The sequence below is a fragment of the Nocardia takedensis NBRC 100417 genome, from assembly GCF_000308695.1.
Lineage (GTDB): Bacteria > Actinomycetota > Actinomycetes > Mycobacteriales > Mycobacteriaceae > Nocardia > Nocardia takedensis.
In genome coordinates, this window is the sequence record NZ_BAGG01000034.1 from 19,658 (window position 1) to 41,170 (window position 21,513).

The 21,513-nt window shown below is 69.0% G+C and carries 20 protein-coding genes and 1 tRNA gene; 12 read left to right on the forward strand and 9 right to left on the reverse strand.

Annotation, left to right across the window (positions count from 1 at the left end; genetic code table 11):
* Positions 1-19: 19 nt before the first annotated feature.
* From ON30_RS35970 to ON30_RS08005, 3 genes are all read right to left on the reverse strand, one after another.
* Positions 20-1,009: a hypothetical protein gene (locus ON30_RS35970; protein ID WP_051029069.1), complete on the reverse strand. Its 990-nt coding sequence runs from the start codon at positions 1,007-1,009 to the stop codon at positions 20-22.
* An 84-nt stretch (positions 1,010-1,093) separates the two neighbouring features.
* A complete protein-coding gene (locus ON30_RS08000) occupies positions 1,094-1,531 on the reverse strand; it encodes a Fur family transcriptional regulator (protein WP_040705405.1) in 438 nt (145 codons plus the stop codon).
* Between the two features lie 3 nt (positions 1,532-1,534).
* Positions 1,535-1,885, reverse strand: a complete 351-nt coding sequence (locus ON30_RS08005; RefSeq protein ID WP_040705407.1) for an ArsR/SmtB family transcription factor — start codon at positions 1,883-1,885, stop codon at positions 1,535-1,537.
* Positions 1,886-2,051: 166 nt separating this feature from the next.
* Here ON30_RS08005 and ON30_RS08010 point away from each other — a divergent pair, with 166 nt between their 5' ends.
* Complete coding sequence (locus ON30_RS08010) at positions 2,052-3,452, forward strand: glycine--tRNA ligase (protein ID WP_174387427.1); 1,401 nt, start codon at positions 2,052-2,054, stop codon at positions 3,450-3,452.
* Positions 3,453-3,503: 51 nt separating this feature from the next.
* On the opposite strand, the gene ON30_RS08015 is transcribed toward ON30_RS08010, so the two are convergent.
* On the reverse strand, positions 3,504-4,112 hold the full coding sequence (locus tag ON30_RS08015; protein WP_040705408.1) for a TenA family protein: 609 nt from the start codon (positions 4,110-4,112) through the stop codon (positions 3,504-3,506).
* Positions 4,113-4,174: 62 nt separating this feature from the next.
* Between ON30_RS08015 and ON30_RS08020 the strand changes: the two genes are divergently transcribed.
* A complete protein-coding gene (locus ON30_RS08020; protein ID WP_245553974.1) occupies positions 4,175-5,443 on the forward strand; it encodes a phthiocerol/phthiodiolone dimycocerosyl transferase family protein in 1,269 nt (422 codons plus the stop codon).
* Positions 5,440-5,949 (forward strand): hypothetical protein, encoded by a 510-nt coding sequence (locus ON30_RS40055; protein WP_169334889.1) that lies wholly within the window; start codon positions 5,440-5,442, stop codon positions 5,947-5,949. The genes ON30_RS08020 and ON30_RS40055 overlap by 4 nt, the downstream gene beginning before the upstream one ends.
* A gap of 233 nt (positions 5,950-6,182) precedes the next feature.
* On the opposite strand, the gene ON30_RS08030 is transcribed toward ON30_RS40055, so the two are convergent.
* Positions 6,183-7,514 carry an AAA family ATPase gene (locus ON30_RS08030; RefSeq protein WP_157183652.1) on the reverse strand — a complete coding sequence of 444 codons (1,332 nt, stop codon included), beginning with the start codon at positions 7,512-7,514 and terminating at the stop codon, positions 6,183-6,185.
* A 545-nt stretch (positions 7,515-8,059) separates the two neighbouring features.
* Positions 8,060-10,021, reverse strand: coding sequence for a TPM domain-containing protein (locus ON30_RS41685; protein WP_040705414.1), 1,962 nt, complete (start codon positions 10,019-10,021; stop codon positions 8,060-8,062).
* 50 nt (positions 10,022-10,071) lie between these two features.
* On the opposite strand from ON30_RS41685, the gene ON30_RS08040 reads away from it, so the two are divergent.
* The 4 genes from ON30_RS08040 (at position 10,072) to ON30_RS08055 (ending at position 12,619) form a co-directional block, all read left to right on the forward strand.
* A complete protein-coding gene (locus ON30_RS08040; RefSeq protein WP_040705416.1) occupies positions 10,072-10,749 on the forward strand; it encodes an MBL fold metallo-hydrolase in 678 nt (225 codons plus the stop codon).
* An 84-nt stretch (positions 10,750-10,833) separates the two neighbouring features.
* Positions 10,834-11,706 carry a GlcNAc-transferase family protein gene (locus ON30_RS08045; RefSeq protein WP_051029070.1) on the forward strand — a complete coding sequence of 291 codons (873 nt, stop codon included), beginning with the start codon at positions 10,834-10,836 and terminating at the stop codon, positions 11,704-11,706.
* A complete protein-coding gene (locus ON30_RS35975) occupies positions 11,703-12,329 on the forward strand; it encodes a 2OG-Fe(II) oxygenase (protein ID WP_051029071.1) in 627 nt (208 codons plus the stop codon). The genes ON30_RS08045 and ON30_RS35975 overlap by 4 nt, the downstream gene beginning before the upstream one ends.
* Positions 12,326-12,619, forward strand: a complete 294-nt coding sequence (locus ON30_RS08055) for a hypothetical protein (RefSeq protein WP_040705418.1) — start codon at positions 12,326-12,328, stop codon at positions 12,617-12,619. The genes ON30_RS35975 and ON30_RS08055 overlap by 4 nt, the downstream gene beginning before the upstream one ends.
* A gap of 45 nt (positions 12,620-12,664) precedes the next feature.
* Here the strand turns inward: ON30_RS08055 and ON30_RS08060 are convergent, their stop codons facing one another.
* Both ON30_RS08060 and ON30_RS08065 read right to left on the reverse strand, forming a co-directional pair.
* Positions 12,665-15,061, reverse strand: coding sequence for an ATP-binding cassette domain-containing protein (locus tag ON30_RS08060; protein ID WP_040705420.1), 2,397 nt, complete (start codon positions 15,059-15,061; stop codon positions 12,665-12,667).
* 176 nt (positions 15,062-15,237) lie between these two features.
* Positions 15,238-15,648, reverse strand: a complete 411-nt coding sequence (locus ON30_RS08065) for a VOC family protein (RefSeq protein ID WP_040705422.1) — start codon at positions 15,646-15,648, stop codon at positions 15,238-15,240.
* A gap of 109 nt (positions 15,649-15,757) precedes the next feature.
* Between ON30_RS08065 and ON30_RS08070 the strand changes: the two genes are divergently transcribed.
* From ON30_RS08070 to dnaG, 4 genes are all read left to right on the forward strand, one after another.
* Complete coding sequence (locus tag ON30_RS08070) at positions 15,758-16,906, forward strand: serine hydrolase domain-containing protein (protein ID WP_040705424.1); 1,149 nt, start codon at positions 15,758-15,760, stop codon at positions 16,904-16,906.
* A 136-nt stretch (positions 16,907-17,042) separates the two neighbouring features.
* The gene (locus ON30_RS08075) at positions 17,043-17,663 is read left to right on the forward strand and encodes a YdcF family protein (protein WP_040705426.1); all 621 of its coding nucleotides are present in this window, start codon (positions 17,043-17,045) and stop codon (positions 17,661-17,663) included.
* Between the two features lie 6 nt (positions 17,664-17,669).
* The gene (locus tag ON30_RS08080) at positions 17,670-18,932 is read left to right on the forward strand and encodes a deoxyguanosinetriphosphate triphosphohydrolase (protein ID WP_040705428.1); all 1,263 of its coding nucleotides are present in this window, start codon (positions 17,670-17,672) and stop codon (positions 18,930-18,932) included.
* Between the two features lie 19 nt (positions 18,933-18,951).
* Complete coding sequence (gene dnaG / locus ON30_RS08085) at positions 18,952-20,865, forward strand: DNA primase (protein ID WP_040705430.1); 1,914 nt, start codon at positions 18,952-18,954, stop codon at positions 20,863-20,865.
* Between the two features lie 55 nt (positions 20,866-20,920).
* On the opposite strand, the gene ON30_RS08090 is transcribed toward dnaG, so the two are convergent.
* Positions 20,921-21,166 carry a hypothetical protein gene (locus ON30_RS08090; RefSeq protein WP_040705432.1) on the reverse strand — a complete coding sequence of 82 codons (246 nt, stop codon included), beginning with the start codon at positions 21,164-21,166 and terminating at the stop codon, positions 20,921-20,923.
* A gap of 241 nt (positions 21,167-21,407) precedes the next feature.
* On the opposite strand from ON30_RS08090, the gene ON30_RS08095 reads away from it, so the two are divergent.
* Positions 21,408-21,480: transfer RNA gene (locus ON30_RS08095), tRNA-Asn, on the forward strand.
* Positions 21,481-21,513 lie beyond the last annotated feature (33 nt).

The window sequence follows — 21,513 nt, forward strand, 5'->3', positions numbered from 1 at the left end:
TCGGCGTTCGAAAATCGGTTCAGGACACGGTGAAGGTGAAGGTCGGCGCGCCGGCCGCGCCTTCTTCGCCCGCCGCGTTGTAGCTGACCGTGTAGGAGCCGTTCGCGGGCGAGGGCACCACGAAGATGGCGTAGTTGTCGGCCTTGTCGATGGTCTGGTTGCTGCTCAGCAGTTCGTTGATGGTGCCGCGGAAGTCGGCGACCAACGTCTCCCCGCCGGGCGTGCGCAGGCTGAAGTACTGGTAGTAGATATTCGTTCCGCCCGCGGCGATCCCGGGCCCGCCGACGAACTTCACCCGCAGCGCGAGTTCGTCCTTGCCGCGCTCGCCCACGGCGTAGCTGGGATGCAGCGTGGCCCCCGTGACCTGCACCGTGGTCTGATCCTGGACCAGGGTTCCGGTGACCGGCAGCGTGCGCGGTTGCACGCTCTCGACCTTCGCCGAGGCGGCCAGCGGGATCTTGGTCTGGTTGTCGGTGGATTCGCCGTACACGACGGTGATCGTGTCGAGCAGGTGCTCAGCGTCCTTGAGCGCCTGCACCGGCGTGCGCACACTGCCGCCGGCCGACCCGTTGCCGGGCACGGTGGGGTTGTCGAAACCGGCGCCGCCGTCGACTTCCTTGCCCACCTGGAGATGGGAGTTGTTGCTCAGGGTGAGGTTCTCGTTCGTGGTGTTCTTGTAGGTGATGTCGATGAGCACCTGACCGCCGCCGTATTCGTCGGGGACCACGGTGGCCTTGTCCACGGTGATCTCGAATCCTTCGAACCAGCCGGTCTTCCCGACCGTGCGGACCACCGCGCGCCCGGAATCCGGCGCGCCCGTGGCGTTGCCGCCGCCGGGCGCCGCGGTGGCCTGCCCGCCGGGTGCGGCCGCCGTCGGCGAGGCCACGGGCGTGCCCGGCGGGTCCTCGTCCAGACAGGCGGAGGTGAACAGCAGTGACACGCTCGCGAACGCGATCGCGGTGATCCGGGTGGCGCGAATTCCCCGTGCGCTGCGCAGTGATGTACGCACGCTTCCTCCCTGGGTTGGAATCTCCATTGTGGATCGATTCCCCAGTGGATAGTGGCCGGTCGCGCGGATGTTAACCGGGGATTTTCAGTCCGTCTTCCGTGCCCCCGCGGCGGTGCAGTCGCGGCAGCTGCCGAAGATCTCCATGGTGTGGCTGACCTCGGTGAAACCGTGTTCTCCCGCAACGGCTTCCGCCCACGCCTCCACGGTCGGGCCCTCCACCTCCACGGTGCGCCCGCAGTGGCGGCACACCAAGTGGTGATGGTGGCCGTGCGAACACTGCCGGTACACCGATTCGCCGGTGTCGGTGCGCAACACGTCGACCATGCCCGCGTCGGCCAGCGACTGGAGCGTGCGGTAAACGGTGGTCAACCCGATTCCCTCACCGCGGCGGCGCAGTTCGTCGTGCAGTTCCTGGGCGGAGCGGAATTCCTCGATGTCGTCGAGCAGCGCCGCGATGGCGCTGCGCTGACGGGTGCTGCGGACGCCGACCGATTTGGCCGGATCCACTGTCTGGTCAGGCACGGATCACCCTTCCTCGGCGTGCGCGACGGCGTCGACGACGATGTGCGCGAGATGGTCGTCGACGAGTTCGTAGAGCACTTCGCGGCCGGACCGTTCGCCGTGGACGACGCCCGCGGACTTCAGGATGCGCAGATGCTGGCTGACCAGAGGTTGTGTGACGCCCAGCGCGTCGACCAGTTCGTGCACGCAGCGCGGCGATTCCCGCAGTTGCAGCACGATGGCGATGCGCACGGGGGCCGCCAGGGCGCGTAACAGTTCACCCGCGTCCTCGAGGACGGCCCTGGTCGGGACCGGCGCGGGACCGGGGGACCGGTACGGGTTGTGGCTGTGAGCGGTGGCGGCATCGGCTGTCATCGAACCAACTCCTTAATGGAAAGCGATCCCATTTTGATATGCACGGGTGCGCATGTCAAACCCGGCGCGCGGTGTCGCGGCGTGCGGTGGAAATTCGTTCGACGGGTGCCGATAGGCTGAAGGCACTCGTGGTCTCCGAATGGAGACGAATTCCGACTCGCAGTGGATGGAGAATTCTCGCGTGGCACCCAAGTCGAAGGTGGACACCGTTGCCAACCTCGCCAAGCGCCGGGGTCTGGTGTACCCGTGCGGTGAGATCTACGGAGGCACCAAGTCGGCATGGGACTACGGTCCGCTCGGTGTCGAACTCAAGGAGAACATCAAGAAGCAGTGGTGGCGCTCGATGGTCACCGGTCGCGAGGACGTCGTCGGTCTCGACTCCTCGGTGATCCTGCCACGTCAGGTCTGGGAAGCCTCCGGCCACGTCGCCACCTTCACCGACCCGCTCGTGGAATCGCTGCACACCCACAAGCGCTACCGCGCCGACCACCTCCTGGAAGCCTACGAGGAGAAGCACGGCCACCCGCCCGCCAACGGCCTGGCCGACATCAACGACCCCGAGACCGGCCAGCCCGGCAAGTGGACCGAGCCGAAGAACTTCTCCGGCCTGCTCAAGACCTTCCTCGGCCCCGTCGATGACGAAGAGGGCCTGCACTACCTGCGCCCCGAGACCGCCCAGGGCATCTTCGTCAACTTCGCCAACGTGATGACCACCGCGCGCAAGAAGCCGCCCTTCGGCATCGCCCAGATCGGCAAGAGCTTCCGCAACGAGATCACCCCCGGCAACTTCATCTTCCGCACCCGCGAGTTCGAGCAGATGGAGATGGAGTACTTCGTCAAGCCCGGCGAGGACGCCGAATGGCACAAGTACTGGATCGAGACCCGCTTCGCCTGGTACACCGACCTCGGCATCGACCCGGACAACCTGCGCCTGTTCGAGCACCCGAAAGAGAAGCTGTCGCACTACTCGGCGGGCACCACCGACATCGAGTACCGCTTCCGCTTCCAGGGCAGCGAATGGGGTGAGCTCGAGGGCATCGCCAACCGCACCGACTACGACCTCAAGACCCACGGCGAACACTCCGGCACCGCGCTGGTCTACTTCGACCAGACCACCAACGAGCGCTACGTCCCCTACGTCATCGAACCGGCCGCCGGTTTGACGCGCTCGCTGATGGCCTTCCTGGTCGACGCCTACGCCGAGGACGAGGCCCCGAACACCAAGGGCGGCGTCGACGTCCGCACGGTGCTGCGCCTGGACCGCAGGCTCGCCCCGGTCAAGGCGGCGGTGCTGCCGCTCTCGCGCAACGTCGACTTGACGCCCAAGGCCAAGGATCTGGCCACCGCGCTGCGTCGCAACTGGAACGTCGAATTCGACGACGCGGGCAACATCGGCCGCCGCTACCGCCGCCAGGACGAGATCGGCACCCCGTTCTGCATCACCGTCGACTTCGACACCCTCGAGGACCAGGCCGTCACCATCCGCGAACGCGACACGATGGCCCAGGAGCGCATCGCACTGGACAAGGTCGAGAGCTACCTCGCCCAGCACCTGATCGGCGCGTAGTTCATACCGCGAACAGGGCCGGTGCGCGCGCACCGGCCCTGTTCGCGCGTCTCACAGCGGCACATCCCAGAACGCGTACTCGTGGCGCATCCCCTCGAGGAACAGCGTGCGCGCCCGGCGCGGATCGGTGGCCGCCTCGTCCAGCATCTGCGCGCAGCGTTCGGTCAGCTTCGCGAAACCCGGATCGGCGTAGGTGTCGATCCACCGTCGATAGCGCGGGTCGGCGGGCGGATTCTCGGCCAGGATCGCGCCGAGCGAGGAATAGCCCCACATACACGGGTAGAGCGCCGCCAGACCGTCGGCGTAGTCGGCCGCCGATTCCAACAGGAACGTCGTATAGGCCACGCACGGCGCACCTTTCACCGCGCCCGCCAGATCCGCGCCGAACTCCGCCGCCAACGACCGGTGCAGATCCAGTTCGTCGTGGAAGGTCGCGTGCGCCAAGTCGACCAGATCACCGAGATGCCCCGCGGGCGCCTGCCAGGCGAGCCTGCTGAACACCCGGACGTAATCGAGCAGGAACAGGTAGTCCTGCTCGAGCCAGGACCGGAATACGGCCTCGGGCAGCGCGCCCGAGGCGATGCCCGCCACCGTCGGGTGGGTCAGTTGCCGCTCGACCAGCGGACGGCCGAGCTGTTCCAGATGTGCCACGAGACTCATGCCGGCAAGTCTGTCCCATCCGCGGAATTGCGTGGAATCCGGTGGGGACGCACCCTTGTCCGGTGGAGTGGCACGAAGGTGAAGTGGTGCGGGTGTTGTCGCCGTCGGAACAGCGTTTCGTCCGGCACGCGACCTATACGGGACGATCGGTGCGCGTCGAAGGCGACCTGGACACGGCGGTACTGGACCAGGCGTTCAAAGCGCTGGCGCTGGAGTACCCGGTGCTGGTGTGCCGGATCGCCGAGGACGACGACGGAACCGGGCGCCTGCTGCGGCCCAGCGGCGCGCCCGTCGCCGCCTCGATCGCCGACGGCAACACCGCCGAGATCCGAATCCCGGCCGACCCGGTCGACCCGCGCACCCGCCTGGCCTACCTCGACGTGACCACCTCGGGCGCGGACCACGCCCGCGTCACCCTGTTCGCCCACCACGCCGTCGCCGACGCGCGCTTCTGCGTGGAACTGTTCACCCGACTCTGGGACCACTACACCGACCGGATCGAATCCGAGGCGACAACCGTCGTCCCGCACGACTATCCGAATTCGCTCGAGTGGTACGCCGCCGATCGCGGCATCGCACGCGGCCCGCATTCCGGCCTCGAACCCGCCGCCCGCGCGCTCACCCCCGCGGAACAGACCGTGCCCGCCGACCCCGCGACCCCCGCACCGCCCTCGCTGGCCCGCCCCCGACGCGTCGTCCTCGACGCCGACACCACCGCGCGTGTCGTCGCCCACGGCAGCCGAACCCGCGTCAGCGTCAACGGACTCGTCACCGCAGCCCTGCTGCGCGCCTACATCGCCGAAACCGCGGGCGTGACCACCACCGCGCACTGCCTCTACCCGGTCGACCTGCGCACCCGACTCGAACCCCCCGTCCAACCCGCCGCAGGCACCAACATGGCCGGCCTGGCCTGCTTCAGCGCCGACATCGATCCCGCCGCCGACCTCGGCGATCTCGGCAGCCGCATCTCCGCCCGCCTGCGCGCCGATTTGGACTCCGGCCTCATCGCCCAATCCGCCCTGCACTTCCCCGACTACTTCGGCCCCCACCGCACCCGCTCCACCGCGGGCCACATCGCCGTCACCAACACCGGCCGCGTCCCCGACTTCCGCGTACCCCCCGGCCTCACCCTCACCGACTACGAAATCCTCTACCTCTCCGCCCACCCCCGCCCCTCCACCGGCGCCTCCGCCGCCGTCACCTTCCTCGTCTACACCTTCGGCGACCACATGACCGTAGGAATCCTCGGCGGCGGAGCGGTCGCCGACCGGTTGACCGAGGCTGTCGCCGACCACCTGCGCGCGCTGGCCGTCGAACCCGTAGGAGCGTGAGCAACGACAGTGGGCACCACCCCGGCCGACCGTTCCTATCGCCGTTCGTCGCGCATCAGGGCTGCCGCCAGCATCAACAGCGCCGACGCGAACTCGGCGGTCTCCGCCTCTCGAACCATCGCGGCGGCGATCCTGCGCCGCTGCTGGGCGCTCAAGCCGCGGTGCAGCGTCTTGAGGCGTTCGAGTTCGCGCTGACGTGCCGCGATCACCGCTCGACGAGCCCTGACCAGGTGTCGTGCTTTGAGATTCAGGACGGCGTCGACCGTCGTGGCGGCACCTGCCGGGAGGCCGCCGATCGGCGAGGCTCGGCCGCCACGATCCACCACCACCAACTGTTCGTGCCTCCAGAGCTTCGGATTTCGGAAATCGAAGCAGATGTCGGTGGCTGCCTTGGATTTGTCGCAGGTGAAGTCGGAACCAGCACCCTGGTTCCCATCACAGCACAGCAGGAGATTCGTCCACTTCGTCGTCGCGTCCCGGAAGTCGACGGCTCCGCTGCACTGTAGACAATCCGGTGTCCACGCGCGCCCCGATTGCGGATGGAAGTGCTCGATCCTGGTGTGATGATCGGGGCGCGCGGGGTCTCGCAGAGTCCGCTCGCAATAGGCGCAACGCCCGCCTTGCTCGCGCCACAGCGCCCGTCGGATCGATGGATCCGACGACAACGCCTCGAAGGTGGCTCTCGCGGCGCGGTGGGCGCTGTGACTCGGAGGAGGGGTGGCGGCCTGGATTCGACGCATCACTCGTCCGGGTCGAAGAAGGCGATGCTCGCGTCGGCTTCCGCCAACTGCGGAACGTTCGCGATACCCCCCAGTTCCTCGTCCAACCGGCGACGCAGTTCTCGCGCGCTGTCCGATCGTCCGAGCCCTCGGTCCACGAGGTCGAGATAGCGATCGAGATCGGCGTTGATGGCCAGTCGGGGCTCGGGACGAGTTCCCATGACATGGGCCAGTACGACGTCGCTGCGCAGCCCCGCCGAATACTGGACGGATCGAATGGCCGTGCCGTCCAGCACCCTGATGCACCTTGCCTCGACAGTGGACAGCACCTGCGGGCTGTGGGTGGTGACGACGAATTGGACACGAGGAAAGATCACCCGGAACAAAGGGACGATCCGCTGCTGCCAAGTGGGATGTAGATGCAGGTCGATCTCGTCGATCAGTACAACCCCGGGCACCTCGGCGAGCAAGGTCTCCGCGCCGAGAGCGGGATTCGCACGGGCCATGCGGCTCACCAGATCGATCACCAGACCCGCGGCGATCTTGATCCCACTCGACAGATAGGACAGTGGTAGTTCGCCCCGGTCTTCATGTCGCAGGGTCAGCCCGTTCACGATCGGGTTCCAGGTCGGATCACGCCAGCCCGTCTCGCGCAACAGCGTGTTGCACGCCAACGCGATTGCCTCGAGTTGATCGCGGGCGGCCTGTGCCTGATCACCGCGAGAATCTGCCAAGAAATCGGCTAGTGTCAGCGCCTCGATATACGGCGACAGTCGCGAGAGATCGGACTTTCCATCCAACGCAGAGTGATAGGCCGCGGATCGGGAACGCACCGCGCTCGCGCCGGATTTCCGCGCACCCACCAAACGCTCGACACCGTACAACGCCAAAACCGGTAACAACGGCGGACGACTCGCGAAATGGTCCGATGAGCGGTCCGAGGCGCGCCAGATTTCTGCGGCCCTCAACCCGACCTCTCGACTACCCCAAGTTGTACGCCCCTTCGCACTGATTCTTTCCCGCAGCCACCGTGATTCACCTCCCGCGAGCGTCGCGGTCACCCCGGCCCAGACCGGGTATTCGGATTCCATCCGCGCCACCGATGAGCGGGAATCGAGATCCCTCGGCACCTCCCGCGCATCCTCCGTAACGAAGCCGCGCGTATCGCCGTCGAACTCCCTGATGATCGGCGACAACATGATCGCGAGCGCGTCCAACACCGCCGTCTTGCCTGTGCCGTTGGCGCCTACCAGGACCGTCAACGACGGATCGAAGGAAACGTCGAGGTACTCGAAGCAGCGGAAGTTCGCGACTTCGAGACGATCGATGTGCCAGTCGCCGGGTTCGGACATGTAGGTCAGGCTACCCAGTCGGGTGCGCAGTCCCGGCGAACCCGCTGTCATGCCCACCGCACCCTCGCCAACTGCTGAGCAGCGCAGCATCGTGGCCGGCCGGCGTCACGGGAGGTGTCGTGATCGCGGCGGCGAATCCAGGGTGTACGTCCGCATCATCGGACTCGATGTGAGCTGTTCGCGTCCTTCCGCTTCTTCGTGGAAGTACACCGGCTCGGACCGATGACCGACAGCGGCAGGCCGTGCGCGCTACAGACCGGCGGCAGGAGGCGATGTAGCGCCAACTCGAACCGGATCCAACCGGAGCGCGCGATGTGCCGGTCATCGGCATCCGCACCAGCACGGCGGGCTCACTCATCCGAGTCGATCGCGATCCGCGAGCTCTGCTGTGTAACAGGTGAAATAGGCTTTTGCCAACACTCATGTTACTAACCGCAATGTTAGTAACATTGCGGTTAGTAACATCCGGTACCGCCGTCAGCCGATGAACGACAACCAGGCGCGGCGCTGCGGCCTGACATGCCTCGGTGGTCGGGGGAACGCGGTCAGAAGCGGCCGCCGCGGCTGACTCGGCGGGAACCGGAGGAACCGCCGTAGCTGCCCGCGCTGTAGCCGGCGCGGCGGCCGCCGGAAGCTGCGCCGCGCAGGAGACCTTCGAGGAGGATGCCGCCCAGGACCGCGCCTGCTTGGGCGGAACCGGAAGGGGCGCGGGTGGATTCGTAGGCGCGCACGCTGGTCTGGGCTTCCGTGAGGGCGCGGCCCGCGAGGTCGGCGGCGGTGCGGGCGTGGGTGAGGGCCTGGGTGGGGTCGGTGTCGGCGAGGCCGGTGGCGGTGTCGAGGTGGCGTTGGGCTTCGGAGAGGCGGGTGCGGGCGTCGGCGTCGACGCCGCCGCGGCGGGTGGTGATGAAGTCGGTGGCCGCGCCGAGGCGGGCGCGGGCGTCGGTGAGAGCTTGGTCGAGGCGGCGGCGCAGGTCCTCGGCGGCGAGTTTACGGTCGGTGGCGGCGGCGATCGCCTGGTCGAGCGCGCCGTCGGCGGCGACGGCGTCGTGGTAGGCGTCGAGCGGATTCGACGGCGCCGCGGCGGTGGCCGCGTCCAGCGCGGTCTGGGCGGTCACGCGCGCGGTGGCGAGTTCGGGCCCGCCGAAGACCGCGAGTTCGACGGCCGAGGCGATGTCGCGGCGCAGTTCGTCCAGGACGGCGGGCAGGCCGTCACGGGCCTGTTGGATGTTCGCGGCGGCGTTGTCGACGGCGTCCAGCAGGGTGCGGGCCTGGCCGATCGCGCCTTCGGCCGCGCGGATCGCGGCGACCGCCGCCCCCTGTCGACCGACCGGCCGCGCGACGGCGGCGCGTCCGGCGTCGATGTTCTGTTCCGCGAACGCGATTCGTTCCCGCGCCATGGCGACGTTGTCGCGGATCGGGGCGAGCACGCTCTCGGGCTGCTCGGCGCGCAACCGCGCGGATTCGGCTTCCGAGGCGGGCACCCGGCCGGTGAGTTCGACCAGATCCCTTGTCAGCGCGTCCAATCGGGCGGGCGCGTCGATGAGCAGGTCGCGCATGGCGTCGAATTCGGCTACGCGCGAGTCGAGTTCGTGATCGGCCCGCCCGACGACGCCGATCAGCTCCACCAGCAGGGTCCGCTGTTCCTCCGGCGTCTCGGGGATGTCGTCGTCGAGCCGCTGCCGGATCTGGAATGCCTGGGCGGCGGCGGCTTTCGCGTTGTCGAGGGCGGCGGTGAACGGCGCGGTGGCGGTGGCGCCGAATTCGCCGGTGGCCAGTTCGAGTTCCGCCGCGCTGGTCCGGATCGCGTCGTCGATCTCGACCAGCACCTCCCGCGACCGCACCTGCAACGCCTCCAGCGGGAGCGCCGCGAGCGCGGTGCTGTTGTCGGGGGCCAGGTTCCGCGCGGCCGCGACCGCGCTGCCGACCCGGTCGCGCGACCGTTTGCGCGACCACACCACCAGCCCGCCGACCGCCGCGACCACCACCAGCGCGAGGACGAGCAGCGTCCACCCGCTCACCCCGCCGGCGCGCAGGGCGGCGTTGAGCCCGTCGGCGGTGGCGATACCCGCGTCGGCCCAGCGGCTCTCGCGCAGCGCGGGCTCGACCTCGCGCACCAGCAGCGAATCCAGTTCGTCTCCGGTGACGCCGTCGGGCAGGTCGCCGTCGAACCAGTATTCGCGGGGTTGCGTGGCCACCGCCAGCAGCAGATCCCGTGGCCCGAACCGCGATTCCCGCGCGGTCCGCTCGGCCCACGCCTGCGGGTCGAGGCCGTCGAAATCGCCGACGTAGGCGATCCACAGCCGGACCTGATGGTCGGCGTAGAGCTGGTCGACGGCGGCGCGGACCCGGTCGCCCTGGTCGCCTTCGAGCGCGCCCGCCGAATCCACCACGTAGGTGTCCAGCCGCGACGGAGGCTCGGCCGAGGCCAGGGGCGCGCCCGTCAGCAGCAGTGCGATCGACAGCGCGCCGAGCAGGAGGCGGACGGGGCGGAACGACGTCAGCGGCATGCCATGAATGTATCCCCGGATCGGCGCGCGGAAGTGGTTAGCATCGGGGTGTGATCACGATCGAGCGCCCCTACACCGGCCACGTGTCCCCCGGATCGAATCCGCAACAACGCGACATCCCGGAGGCCCGCATCGTCAAGATGTCGGTCGGCCCGATGGACAACAACTGCTATCTCGTCCAGGACGCCGCGACCGGCGCGGCCCTGCTCATCGATGCCGCCAACGAGCCCGACCGCCTCGCCGAGCTGATCGCCCAGGAAGCGCCCGGCAAGGTCCGCCTGATCGTCACCACCCACCAGCACGCCGACCACTGGCAGGCGCTGGAACCCACCAGCGAGGAGACCGGCGCTCCCACCGCGGCGCACGAACTCGACGCGGCCCCGCTGCCGGTCGTGCCGGACCGCCTGCTCGCCGACGGCGACACCGTCGAGATCGGCGAACTCCGCTTCGAGGTCATCCACCTCAGCGGCCACACTCCCGGTTCGGTCACCCTCGCCCTCACCGATCCCTCCGGCCGCACCCACCTGTTCACCGGCGACTCCCTGTTCCCGGGCGGCGTCGGCAAGACCGCGGGCCCGACGGAGTTCACTTCCCTGCTGAACGACGTCACCGACAAGCTCTTCGAACGCTACGGCGACGACACGGTCATCTACCCCGGGCACGGCGATGACACCACTCTCGGCGCGGAACGTCCGCACCTGGACGAATGGCGCGAGCGCGGGTGGTGATCGGGTAGTCGGATACGCCCGCCGGACGGGCCCGCACCTGGGACCATCGTGGTGCGGGCAAGTGACGGCGCGAAGGGGTGAGCGATGCGCGGAGGCACCGATCGGCGGATCTTCGTGCAGATCCCCGCCTACCGGGACGCCGAACTGGCTCCCACGCTGCACAGCCTCTACGACAACGCCGCCGATCCGGCCGCGCTGCGCACCTGTGTGGTGTGGCAGTACGGGCCGGGGGAGGGGCTGCCGGAACCCACGACGGCGTTGCCGAATCTCGACCTCGTCGCGGTGCCCGCCGAGCGGTCCGAGGGATGCAATTGGGCGCGCGCCATCGCGCAGCGCCGCTGGGACGGGGAGCCCTACACGCTGCTCATCGACTCCCACCACCGATTCGCGCCCGGCTGGGATCGGCGGTTGATCGACATGTACGAGCGGTTGGCGCGCACGGGTGTGTCGAAACCGCTGCTGACCGCCTACCTGCCGCCCTACGAACCCGGCGATTCCCGCCGCGGCACGACACCGACCAAACTCGGCCCCTACCGCCGGCAACGCGGACTGCTGGTGCGGTTGATGAGCTATCCGCTGCCGCACGCACCGCGACAGGGGCCGGTGCCCGCCGAATTCCTCTCGCTGCACTTCGTCTTCACCGCGGGCCGTTTCGCCGAGGAGGTGAGTTTCGACCCCGAGGTCTACTTCCTAGGCGACGAGGTCGCGACCTCCCTGCTGTGCTACACCCACGGCTACGACCTGTTCCATCCGCACGTCGTCGTCGGCTGGCACCGGTATCGCCGCACCGAACGCGTCGCGCACTGGGACGACCACCCGGATTGGGTCGCGCGCCAGGAACATTCGTTCGAAAGGTTGCGGGCGCTGTTCACCGGTCGGCTGCCTGATCATCTGGGGTCGGTGCGCGGGATCGCCGACTTCGAAGCCGCCATCATGACCGAGTTGGTCGCGCGGTGATCGCCGAGGTCGAGCGGGTCCGCGTCCGGCTCGACCGGGACCGGTTGGTCGTCGTGGACGGTTTCCTGGACGCGGCGACCTGCGCGGTGATCGCGGAGGATCTGACCTACGCGCTGTGGCGACCGAGCCGCGTCGCCTATCCGCGTGACGACGGCGGCACCGAGGAGCGCCGCACCGTGCGCCGCAGCAGCCTCTCGACCGGCGAACAGTGGTTCGGGACGCCCATCGTGCCGCTGCTGGCCGATCTCACCGCCCGAATCTGCGCCCTGATCGATGCCGATCCCTTCCGTCTGGAACCTTGGCAGGCGGTCGACTACCGCCCGGGCGATCAATTCGACCTGCACCACGACGCGGGCGACCGCGACGACCAACCGGCCCGCGATCGCGACGTCACCATATTGGTGCACATGTGCACCGCCCAGGCGGGCGGGGCGACGGCCTTCCCGCGCCTCGGCCGTCGCGTACGGGCCGAAACCGGCCGACTCCTGTTGTGGCGCAACCTGATCGACGGCCGCCCGGACCCAGCACTGGTGCACGCCGCCGAACCCCTGCTCGACGGACGCAAGCTCATCCTGACGACCTGGGCGCACCGCGCCCCAGCCCACGGAAGGGAACACCCGTGACCACCTCACCCCAGAAGATCATCGACGCGGTCATCGCCAAACACGGACCCGTACTGGATCTGCGCGAATCCCCGGAGATCCTCATCGACATCCTCCAGCGCTATTCGCTGACCGAGGATCTCGACGGCGGCACGCCCGGCGGCGCACCCCCGCCGCCCCCGCCTCCGCCGCCCGCGTCGCTGCACCTCGAGCAGGAACCGACCACCCAGGAATTGCTGCGCGCGATCCTCGATCTGCGCCGCGAGGTGGGGTCCCTGCGCGCCCTGCTGGTTCGCGAGTCGGAAGGCTAGTCGAGCGCGCCCGCACCACCTCCGGGCCGCGCGGGCGCGAAAGACTCAGGCCCCCACGTACTCCGCGAGATGCTGACCGGTGAGCGTGGACCGGTCGGCGACCAGATCGGCGGGCGTGCCCTCGAACACGATCCGGCCGCCGTCGTGACCCGCGCCGGGACCGAGGTCGATGATCCAGTCGGCGTGCGCCATCACGGCCTGGTGGTGTTCGATGACGATCACCGATTTGCCGGAGTCGACCAGGCGGTCGAGCAGGCCGAGCAGTTGTTCGACGTCGGCGAGGTGCAGGCCGGTGGTCGGTTCGTCGAGGACGTAGACGCCGCCCTTGTCGCCCATGTGGGTGGCCAGTTTCAGGCGCTGCCGTTCGCCGCCGGACAGGGTGGTCAGCGGCTGGCCGAGTTTGAGGTAGCCGAGGCCGACGTCGTTCAGACGTTCGAGCACGGTGTGCGCGGCGGGGGTGCGGGCCTCGCCGTCGGCGAAGAACTCCAGCGCCTCGGCCACCGACATCCCCAGGACCTCGCTGATGTCGCGACCGCCGAGCTTGTATTCCAGCACCGCCGCCTGGAACCGCTTGCCCTCGCACTCCTCGCAGGTGCTGGCGACGCCCGCCATCATGCCGAGGTCGGTGTAGATGACGCCCGCGCCGTTGCAGTTCGGGCACGCGCCTTCCGAATTCGCGCTGAACAGCGCGGGTTTCGCGCCGGTGGCCTTGGCGAACGCCTTGCGGATCGGTTCCAGCAGTCCGGTGTAGGTGGCGGGGTTGGAGCGTCGCGATCCGCGGATCGGGCTCTGGTCCACCGACACCACGCCCGCGTCGGAGTGGATAGAGCCGTGCACCAGCGAACTCTTGCCCGAGCCCGCGACGCCGGTCACCACGACGAGCACGCCGAGGGGGATATCGACGTCGACGTCCCGGAGGTTGTGGGTGTTCGCGCCCCGGATCTCCAGCGCTCCGGTGGCTTCGCGGACCGTCTGTTTGACCGAGGCGCGGTCGTCGAAGTGTCGCCCGGTGACGGTCCCGCTCTCGCGCAACCCGTCGACGGTGCCTTCGAAGCACACCTGACCGCCGCCGCTGCCCGCGCCCGGCCCTAGGTCGACCACATGTTCGGCGATGACGATCGTCTCCGGCTTGTGCTCGACCACCAGCACCGTGTTGCCCTTGTCGCGCAGGCGCAGCAGCAGGTCGTTCATGCGCTGGATGTCGTGCGGGTGCAGGCCCGCGGTGGGCTCGTCGAAGACGTAGGTGATGTCGGTGAGCGCGGAGCCGAGGTGCCGGATCATCTTGACGCGCTGGGCTTCTCCGCCCGACAGCGTGCCCGAGGACCGTTCCAGCGACAGGTAGCCCAAGCCGATCTCCACGAACGAGTCGAGGGTCTGGGTGAGCGCGCTCAGCAGCGGCGCGACCGAGGGTTCGCGCAGGCCGCGCACCCAGTCGGCGAGGTCGCTGATCTGCATGGCGCAGGCTTCGGCGATATTGATGCCCGCGATCTTCGAGGAGCGCGCTTCGGCGCTGAGCCGGGTGCCCTCGCACTCCGGACAGGTGGTGAAGGTGACCGCGCGGTCCACGAAAGCCCGGATGTGCGGCTGCATCGATTCGCGATCCTTGGACAGGAACGACTTCTGGATCTTGGGAATCAGACCTTCGTAGGTGAGGTTGACGCCGTCGACCTTCACTTTGGTCGGCTCCCGATACAGGAAGTCCTGCATCTCTTTCTTGGTGAATTTCTTGATCGGCTTGTCCGGGTCCACGAAACCCGATTCCGCGTAGACGCGCACGGTCCAGAAACTGTCGGATTTCCAGCCGGGAATGGTGAACGCGCCCTCCGACAGCGATTTGGTGTCGTCGTAGAGCTGGGTGAGGTCGATATCGGAGACCGCACCGCGGCCCTCGCAGCGCACGCACATCCCGCCGGTCCGGCTGAAACTGGCCTTGACCGCTTTGGTCTTGCCGGCTCCGCGTTCGACCGTGATCGCGCCCGCCGCCCGCACCGACGGCACGTTGAACGCGAAGGCGCCAGGGGAACCGATGTGCGGGTCGCCGATCCGGCTGAACAGGATGCGCAGCATGGCGTTGGCGTCGGTGGCAGTGCCGACCGTGGAGCGCGGGTCCGAGCCCATCCGCTGCTGGTCGACGATGATCGCCGTGGTCAGCCCCTCCAGCACGTCGACCTCGGGACGGGACAGCGACGGCATGAACCCCTGCACGAAGGTGCTGTAGGTCTCGTTGATCAGCCGCTGCGATTCGGCGGCGATCGTGCCGAAGACCAGCGAACTCTTGCCCGACCCCGACACCCCGGTGAACACGGTCAGCCTGCGCTTGGGCAACTCGACGCTGACGTCCTTCAGATTGTTGACCCGCGCGCCCACCACGCGGATGACGTCGTGGCTGTCGGCGACCGGCGCGGCGGCGGCGCTCCTGGTCTTCTTGGCGGCCGTGCTCATGGGGGGTGTCTCCTCTGTCGGGTGGGCGGCTCGGGTGGTCTCCGGCGTCCCGGCGCATCGGTTCTGCGGTGCCTGCTCGGACGGTCGGCGGCGGACTGGTTCGATCCAACCAGCAACGGGACTCGGACGACGGGGGATGGGGGGCCGAGTCGATCGCGTCGACCGCTACGAGCCGCTCAGCGCGTCTGCTGGATGCGGATCAGGTTGCCCGCTGGGTCGCGTACCGCGAAGTCGCGCACGCCGTAGGGCTGGTCGGTGGGTTCCTGGACGATCTCGGTGTCGCCCGCCTGGATGCGCTCGAAGGCGTCGTCGAGATCCTTCGTGGCGAGCAGGATGCCGCCGTAGGTGCCTTTGGCCATCATCTCCTCGATGGTGCGCCGCTCCTCGTCGGTGACGCCGGGGTCGACGGCGGGCGGGTGCAGCACGATGGAGGTGGCGGGCTGGTCGGCGGGGCCGACGGTGATCCAGCGCAGCCCCTGGTAGCCGACGTCGTTGCGGACCTCGAAGCCGAGGGTGTCGCGGTAGAAGGCCAGCGCGGCGTCGGGGTCGTTGTGCGGCAGGAAGCTCGAATGAATGGTGATGTTCATGAAGAAAAGGCTAGTTGCGGCCGGGTAGCCCCCGCTTCTCGATTCCTGATCGTTGTGCGGAATTCTCGGACCCCGCACCGTCGCAGGTGAAACGTGTTCTAATTCTGCGGTGACCACCGCGGTATCCGGGACCTGCGATCGGGCCTTCGCCCCGGTCCGGGAACTGTTCGAGGCCAACCTGGCCGACGGCCTCGACCGGGGAGCAGCCGTGGCCGTGTGCGTCGGCGGCCGACCCGTCGTCGACCTGTGGGGCGGCGTGGCCGACCACAAACAGGGCCGCGACTGGGAACGCGACACCCCGTGCGTGGTGTTCTCCTCCACCAAGGCCGTCACCGCGACCGCCGCGCTGCTCGTCGCCCAGGAACACGACCTGGACCTCGGCGCGCCCGTCACCGACTGGTGGCCGGAATTCGGCGCGGCGGGCAAACAGGACACCACCGGCGAGGATCTGCTCACCCACCGCGCGGGCGTCCCGGCTTTCGACCGACCGGTCACCCTGGACGAGGCCGCCGACCAGGCCACGGCCGCCGGCCTGCTGGCCGCCCAGACCCCGCTGTGGGAACCGGGGACCGAGCACGGCTACCACGCGTTGACCATGGGCTGGCTGGCGGCCGAGATCGTCCGCCGCCACAACCGGACCCCGCTGCGCGAATTCGTCCGCGAACGTTTCGGCCCCGAACTCTGGATCGGCGCGTCGCCGGAGGTCATCGCCCGCGCCGCCCGCGTCGGTCAGCCTGCCCAGACCACCTGGTCCCCGGAGAACCTGCCGGGTGACGCCGACCAGGTCCGCCGCCTCGCCGCCGCCTTCACCGACCCCGAATCGCTGATCATGCGGGCCACCGGCAATCCCGCGGGCTCCTTCAACAACCCCGCCGTCCTCGCAGGCGGCTGGCCGGGCGCGGGCCTGGTCACCACCGCCCGCGCGCTGGCCGGCTTCTACCGCGACCTGCTGCGCGGCGAATTCCTCACCCCCGAACGCCTGCGCGAGGCCACCCGCGAACGGGTGCGTGGCCCGGACGCCGTGCTGCTGCTGGAAAGCGCCTACGGCCTCGGCTACATGCTGCCCTCACCCAACTTCCGGCTCCCCGCGGCGGCACGGCACACCGCCTTCGGCCACCCCGGCGCGGGCGGGTCGATCGGCGTCGGCGACCTGGAGCACGACCTCGCCTTCGCGTTCGTGCCCAACCTGCTGCGCGACGGCCTCGCCGGCGACCGCCGGGCCCACGATCTGCTCGCGGCGGTCTACGCGGCCCTGTGACCACGCCGAGGCGACCCCCGCCGTTCAGCGGAGTGTCGCGCACGCCTGGCAGACTTGGGGCGTGCGTACCCCACCCCAACCCGCCGCGCCCGGATCGGTCCGAGATTCCGGCGTGCCCAGAGGTTTCGGGGCGGGCGTGCTGCGGTGGATCGCGCGCCTGGTCGTCGGGGCGATCGTGGCCGGTGCGGTGCTGGTCGGCGGTACGGCGTTCCGGGTGTGGCAGGTCGCGCGGATCGAGGACTACGGCAAGGCCGACGCGATCGTGGTGCTCGGCGCGGCGCAATACTCCGGCACACCTTCTTCGGTGTTCGAGGCCCGACTGGACCAGGCGTACAAGCTGTTCCGGCTCGGCGTCGCCCCGACCGTGATCACCGTCGGCGGCAAACAGGAAGGCGACCTCTACACCGAGGCCGCCTCCGGCAAGAACTATCTGGAATCGCGCGGCGTCCCGTCCGACCGCATCCTTGCGGTGGAGACCGGATCGGACACGCTGCGCAGCATCGAGGCCGTCGCCGCGCAGATGCATTCGCGCGGCCTCGACGCCGCCGTGCTGGTCAGCGATCCGTGGCATTCGCTGCGCACCCGCACCATGGCCCGCGACGCCGGTCTCGAGGCGTGGACCGCCCCCACCCGCACCGGCCCCGCCGTCTACACCCGCGAATCCCAGGCCCACGGCATCGCCCGGGAGACCGGCGCGCTGCTGTGGTACCAGCTGACCCATTTCTCCGCGGACTTCCAATACGACGCGGGCCAGTGAGATCCGATGAGAGACAACTACACCGGTCGCGACCGGGAACGCAGGGTGCACGAAGGACCGAAGACGGCGGGTCTGGGCCCGCCGCGCACCGAATTCGAGACCGGGCACCGCACCGAATTCGCCCGTGACCGCGCCCGCGTCCTGCATTCGGCCGCCCTGCGCCGACTCGCCGACAAGACCCAGGTGATGGGCCCGCGCGACGGCGACACCCCCCGCACCCGCCTGACCCATTCGATCGAGGTCGCCCAGATCGGCCGCAGCATCGCCGACGGCCTCGGCTGTGATCCCGATCTCGTCGACCTCGCCGGCCTGGCCCACGACATCGGCCACCCGCCCTACGGCCACAACGGCGAAAAGGCGCTCGACGTGTTCGCCGACGCGCACGGCGGCTTCGAGGGCAATGCGCAGAACCTGCGCATCCTGACCCGGCTGGAACCGAAAGTGCTCTCCGTCGACGGCACGAGCGCGGGGCTGAACCTGACCCGCGCCGCGTTGGACGCCGCCATCAAATACCCGTGGGTCCGACCGCGCCCCGGCGCGAAATTCGGCGCCTACGACATCGACGTGGACATCCTGGACTGGATCCGCGCGGAGGCCCCCGACCGTGTCCAGAGCCTGGAATGCCAGATCATGGACTGGTCCGACGACGTCGCCTACTCGGTGCACGACGTCGAGGACGGCGTCATCGCGGGCCGCATCGACCTGCGCGCCCTGGCCGACCCCGCCGAACAGCGGGCCCTGGCCGGGACGGGCCACTTCCAGCACCGCGGCCTGTCGCCGGACGAACTCGTCGCCGCCGCGCAGCGACTGTCCGAACTGCCCGTGGTGGCCGACGTCACCGGCTACGACGGCAGTTTCGCCGCCTCGGTCGCCCTCAAACGCCTGACCAGCGAACTCGTCGGCCGCTTCGCCACCGCCGCGATCATCGCCACCCGCGACGTCGCCGGGCCCGAACCGCTCTCGCGCTACGACGCCGACCTCAGCGTGCCCGCCGTGGCCAAAGCCGAGGTGGCGATCCTCAAGACGGTCGCGCTGCGCTACGTGATGTCCGACGAGACCCACAAACGCCGCCAGGCCGTGCAGCGCGAACGCGTGCTCGAGGTCGCCGAACGCCTGCGCCGCGACGCCCCCGCCCACCTCGATCCGGTCCTGCTGCCGTGGTGGCGGCAGGCCGAGGACGACACCGCGCGCGTGCGGGTCGTCGTCGACCAGATCGCCTCCTACACCGAGAGCCGCCTGGAACGGATCGCCGACGAACTGTCCCGCTAGCGGGCGCTAGACTCGCCTAGTGGCCGGACGACTCCCAGATCGCGATATCGCGGCAATACGCGACCGAGTCCGGATCGAAGACGTGGTGGGCGAGTACGTCGCCCTCAAACGCGCGGGCGCCGATTCCATGAAGGGCCTATGCCCCTTCCACGACGAGAAGTCCCCGTCGTTCCATGTGCGCCCCAACCACGGCCTGTTCCACTGCTTCGGCTGCGGTGAAGGCGGCGACGTCTACAAATTCCTCCAGAAGATCGACCACATCGGCTTCGTGGAGGCCGTCGAGCAGATGGCCGACCGCGTCGGCTACCAGATCAACTACGAGGGCGGCGGCACCTCCGTGCAGCGCGACCGCGGCACCCGCTCCCGGTTGGTCGCCGCCAACGCCGCCGCGCACGAGTTCTACATGGCCCGACTGCGCGAACCCGAGGCCGAAGCGGCCCGCCGCTACCTCACCGAACGCAACTTCGACGGTCAGGCCGCGCTGCACTTCGGCTGCGGCTACGCCCCCGACGGCTGGGACGTCCTGACCAAACACCTGCTGCGCAAGGGTTTCGAGTTCAAGGAACTCGAGGCCGCCGGCCTGTCCAAACAGGGCAAACGCGGCCCCATCGACCGCTTCCACCGCCGCCTGCTGTGGCCGATCCGGAACCTCGGCGGCGAGGTCATCGGATTCGGCGCGCGCAAACTCTTCGACGACGACACGATGCCGGGCAAATACGTCAACACCCCGGAAACCATCCTGTACAAGAAATCCCAGGTCCTCTTCGGCCTCGACCTGGCCAAACGCGAGATCGCCAAGGGGCATCAGGCCGTGGTCGTCGAGGGCTACACCGACGTCATGGCCATGCACCTGGCCGGGGTGAAGACCGCCGTCGCCTCCTGCGGCACCGCCTTCGGCGACGAACACATGGCGATCCTGCGCCGCCTGCTCATGGACGACAACTTCTGGCGCGGCGAGATCATCTACACCTTCGACGGTGACGCAGCGGGCCAGGCCGCCGCCCTCAAAGCCTTCGCGGGCGACCAGAAACTCGCGGGCCAGACCTACATCGCCGTCGCCCCCGACGGCCAGGACCCGTGCGATCTGCGGCAGCGCTCCGGCGACGGGGCCGTGCGCGACCTCGTCGCCCGCCGAACCCCCCTCTACGAGTTCGTGATCCGCGGCCTGCTCGCCGAATACAACCTCGACCAGGTCGAAGGCCAGGTGGAAGCGCTGCGCCGCGCCGTCCCGGTCGTCGCCCAGATCAAGGACCACGCCACCCGCAAGGCCTACGCCACCCGCCTGGCGGGCTGGGTCGGCTGGGACGACATCCAGACCGTGGTCCGCCGCGTCGGCGAAGAAGCCAAACGCGCCCGCACCGGCGGCCCCGCCACCACCGCCCGCCGCCCCCAAGCGGCCCCGGAAGTCACCGAACACGTCGCGTCCCGCCCCAACCCGAACGACCCGGTGCTGCGGCCGCAACGCCAAGTCCTGTGCGCCGCCCTGCAATACCCGGCCATCGCGGGCACCGTCTTCGACGCCCTCGACCCCGAAGCCTTCACCCACCCCGCCTACGTCGCCATCCGCACCGTCATCGCCGAAGCGGGCGGCGCGTCCGCGGGCCTCGGCGGCGCGGAATGGGTCAACGCCGTCTCCGATCGCGTGGACGACCTCACCGTCCGCGCCTTGATCTCCGAACTCGCGAGCGAACCGCTCCCGGTCAAACGCGCCGACGACATCCCCCGCTTCGTCACCGGCGTACTCGCGCGCGCCCAGGAAGCCTGGGTCGGCCGCCAGGTAGCGGAACTGAAATCCAAACTCCAGCGGGTCTCCTCCACCGAGGAGACCGACACCTACATGTCGCTGTTCGGCGACCTCGTGGCACTCGAGCAATACCGCAAGAGCCTGCTCACGCAGGCCATGGGCAACTCCGACGACTTCGTCCCCAACTGAGGGGCGCGCGGGCCTCAGCCAGCTGAGACGCGGGGCCTTGGACCCCGCGAAAAGCTCAGCGCCGCAACTGGTCCTGCGGCACCAACACCGTGGTCCGCTCGTCCAACGGCTCCATCGGCTCCAACTGCGGGCGCGTACTGAGCTTGTCCGACAACCGCTGCCGCCCGATCAACACCAACTTGCGCGTGACAGGGCTGCCCGCCACCGCGCGGGTAGCCGAGCTGATCTGCTCATACCGAGCCCGCCCGGCCTTCGTGCCGAGCACATACCCGGCCGCAAGGCCGATGACCAACCGCAGCATCTCCGAGAGCTCCTCCCACTAGCCGATCCGCGGCTACCATCCTGCCCGACACCACCGACACCTGTCGATCCGACTCCGGCACGCCGCCCCACCCGCCCCGGCGAGTCGCCAGTCAACCCCTGAGACCCCTGTGACCCCACCACCCACATCCCCCCAGGTAGACCCGCGATTTGGGAACCGGACCACCCGTGCGCTAAAGTTTCATCTCGGTCGAACCGCCAAGTCCGACCCACAAGGATAATCCCCTATAGCTCAATTGGCAGAGCAGCCGACTGTTAATCGGCAGGTTTCTGGTTCGAGTCCAGATGGGGGAGCGCAAAAAAGCCCTCTACCTGCGTCAACAGGTA

Excerpts from the sequence above, each read along its gene's own strand:
- ON30_RS08090 (WP_040705432.1), bottom strand. The coding sequence starts at position 21,166 with ATGCTGCGGTTGGTCATCGGCCTTGCGGCCGGGTATGTGCTCGGCACG.
- ON30_RS08030 (WP_157183652.1), bottom strand. The coding sequence starts at position 7,514 with ATGTCCGAACCCGGCGACTGGCACATCGATCGTCTCGAAGTCGCGAAC.
- ON30_RS08010 (WP_174387427.1), top strand. The coding sequence starts at position 2,052 with ATGGAGAATTCTCGCGTGGCACCCAAGTCGAAGGTGGACACCGTTGCC.
- ON30_RS08065 (WP_040705422.1), bottom strand. The coding sequence starts at position 15,648 with ATGAACATCACCATTCATTCGAGCTTCCTGCCGCACAACGACCCCGAC.
- ON30_RS08005 (WP_040705407.1), bottom strand. The coding sequence starts at position 1,885 with ATGACAGCCGATGCCGCCACCGCTCACAGCCACAACCCGTACCGGTCC.
- ON30_RS41685 (WP_040705414.1), bottom strand. The coding sequence starts at position 10,021 with ATGCCGCTGACGTCGTTCCGCCCCGTCCGCCTCCTGCTCGGCGCGCTG.
- ON30_RS08060 (WP_040705420.1), bottom strand. The coding sequence starts at position 15,061 with ATGAGCACGGCCGCCAAGAAGACCAGGAGCGCCGCCGCCGCGCCGGTC.
- ON30_RS08015 (WP_040705408.1), bottom strand. The coding sequence starts at position 4,112 with ATGAGTCTCGTGGCACATCTGGAACAGCTCGGCCGTCCGCTGGTCGAG.
- ON30_RS08080 (WP_040705428.1), top strand. The coding sequence starts at position 17,670 with ATGAGAGACAACTACACCGGTCGCGACCGGGAACGCAGGGTGCACGAA.
- ON30_RS08045 (WP_051029070.1), top strand. The coding sequence starts at position 10,834 with ATGCGCGGAGGCACCGATCGGCGGATCTTCGTGCAGATCCCCGCCTAC.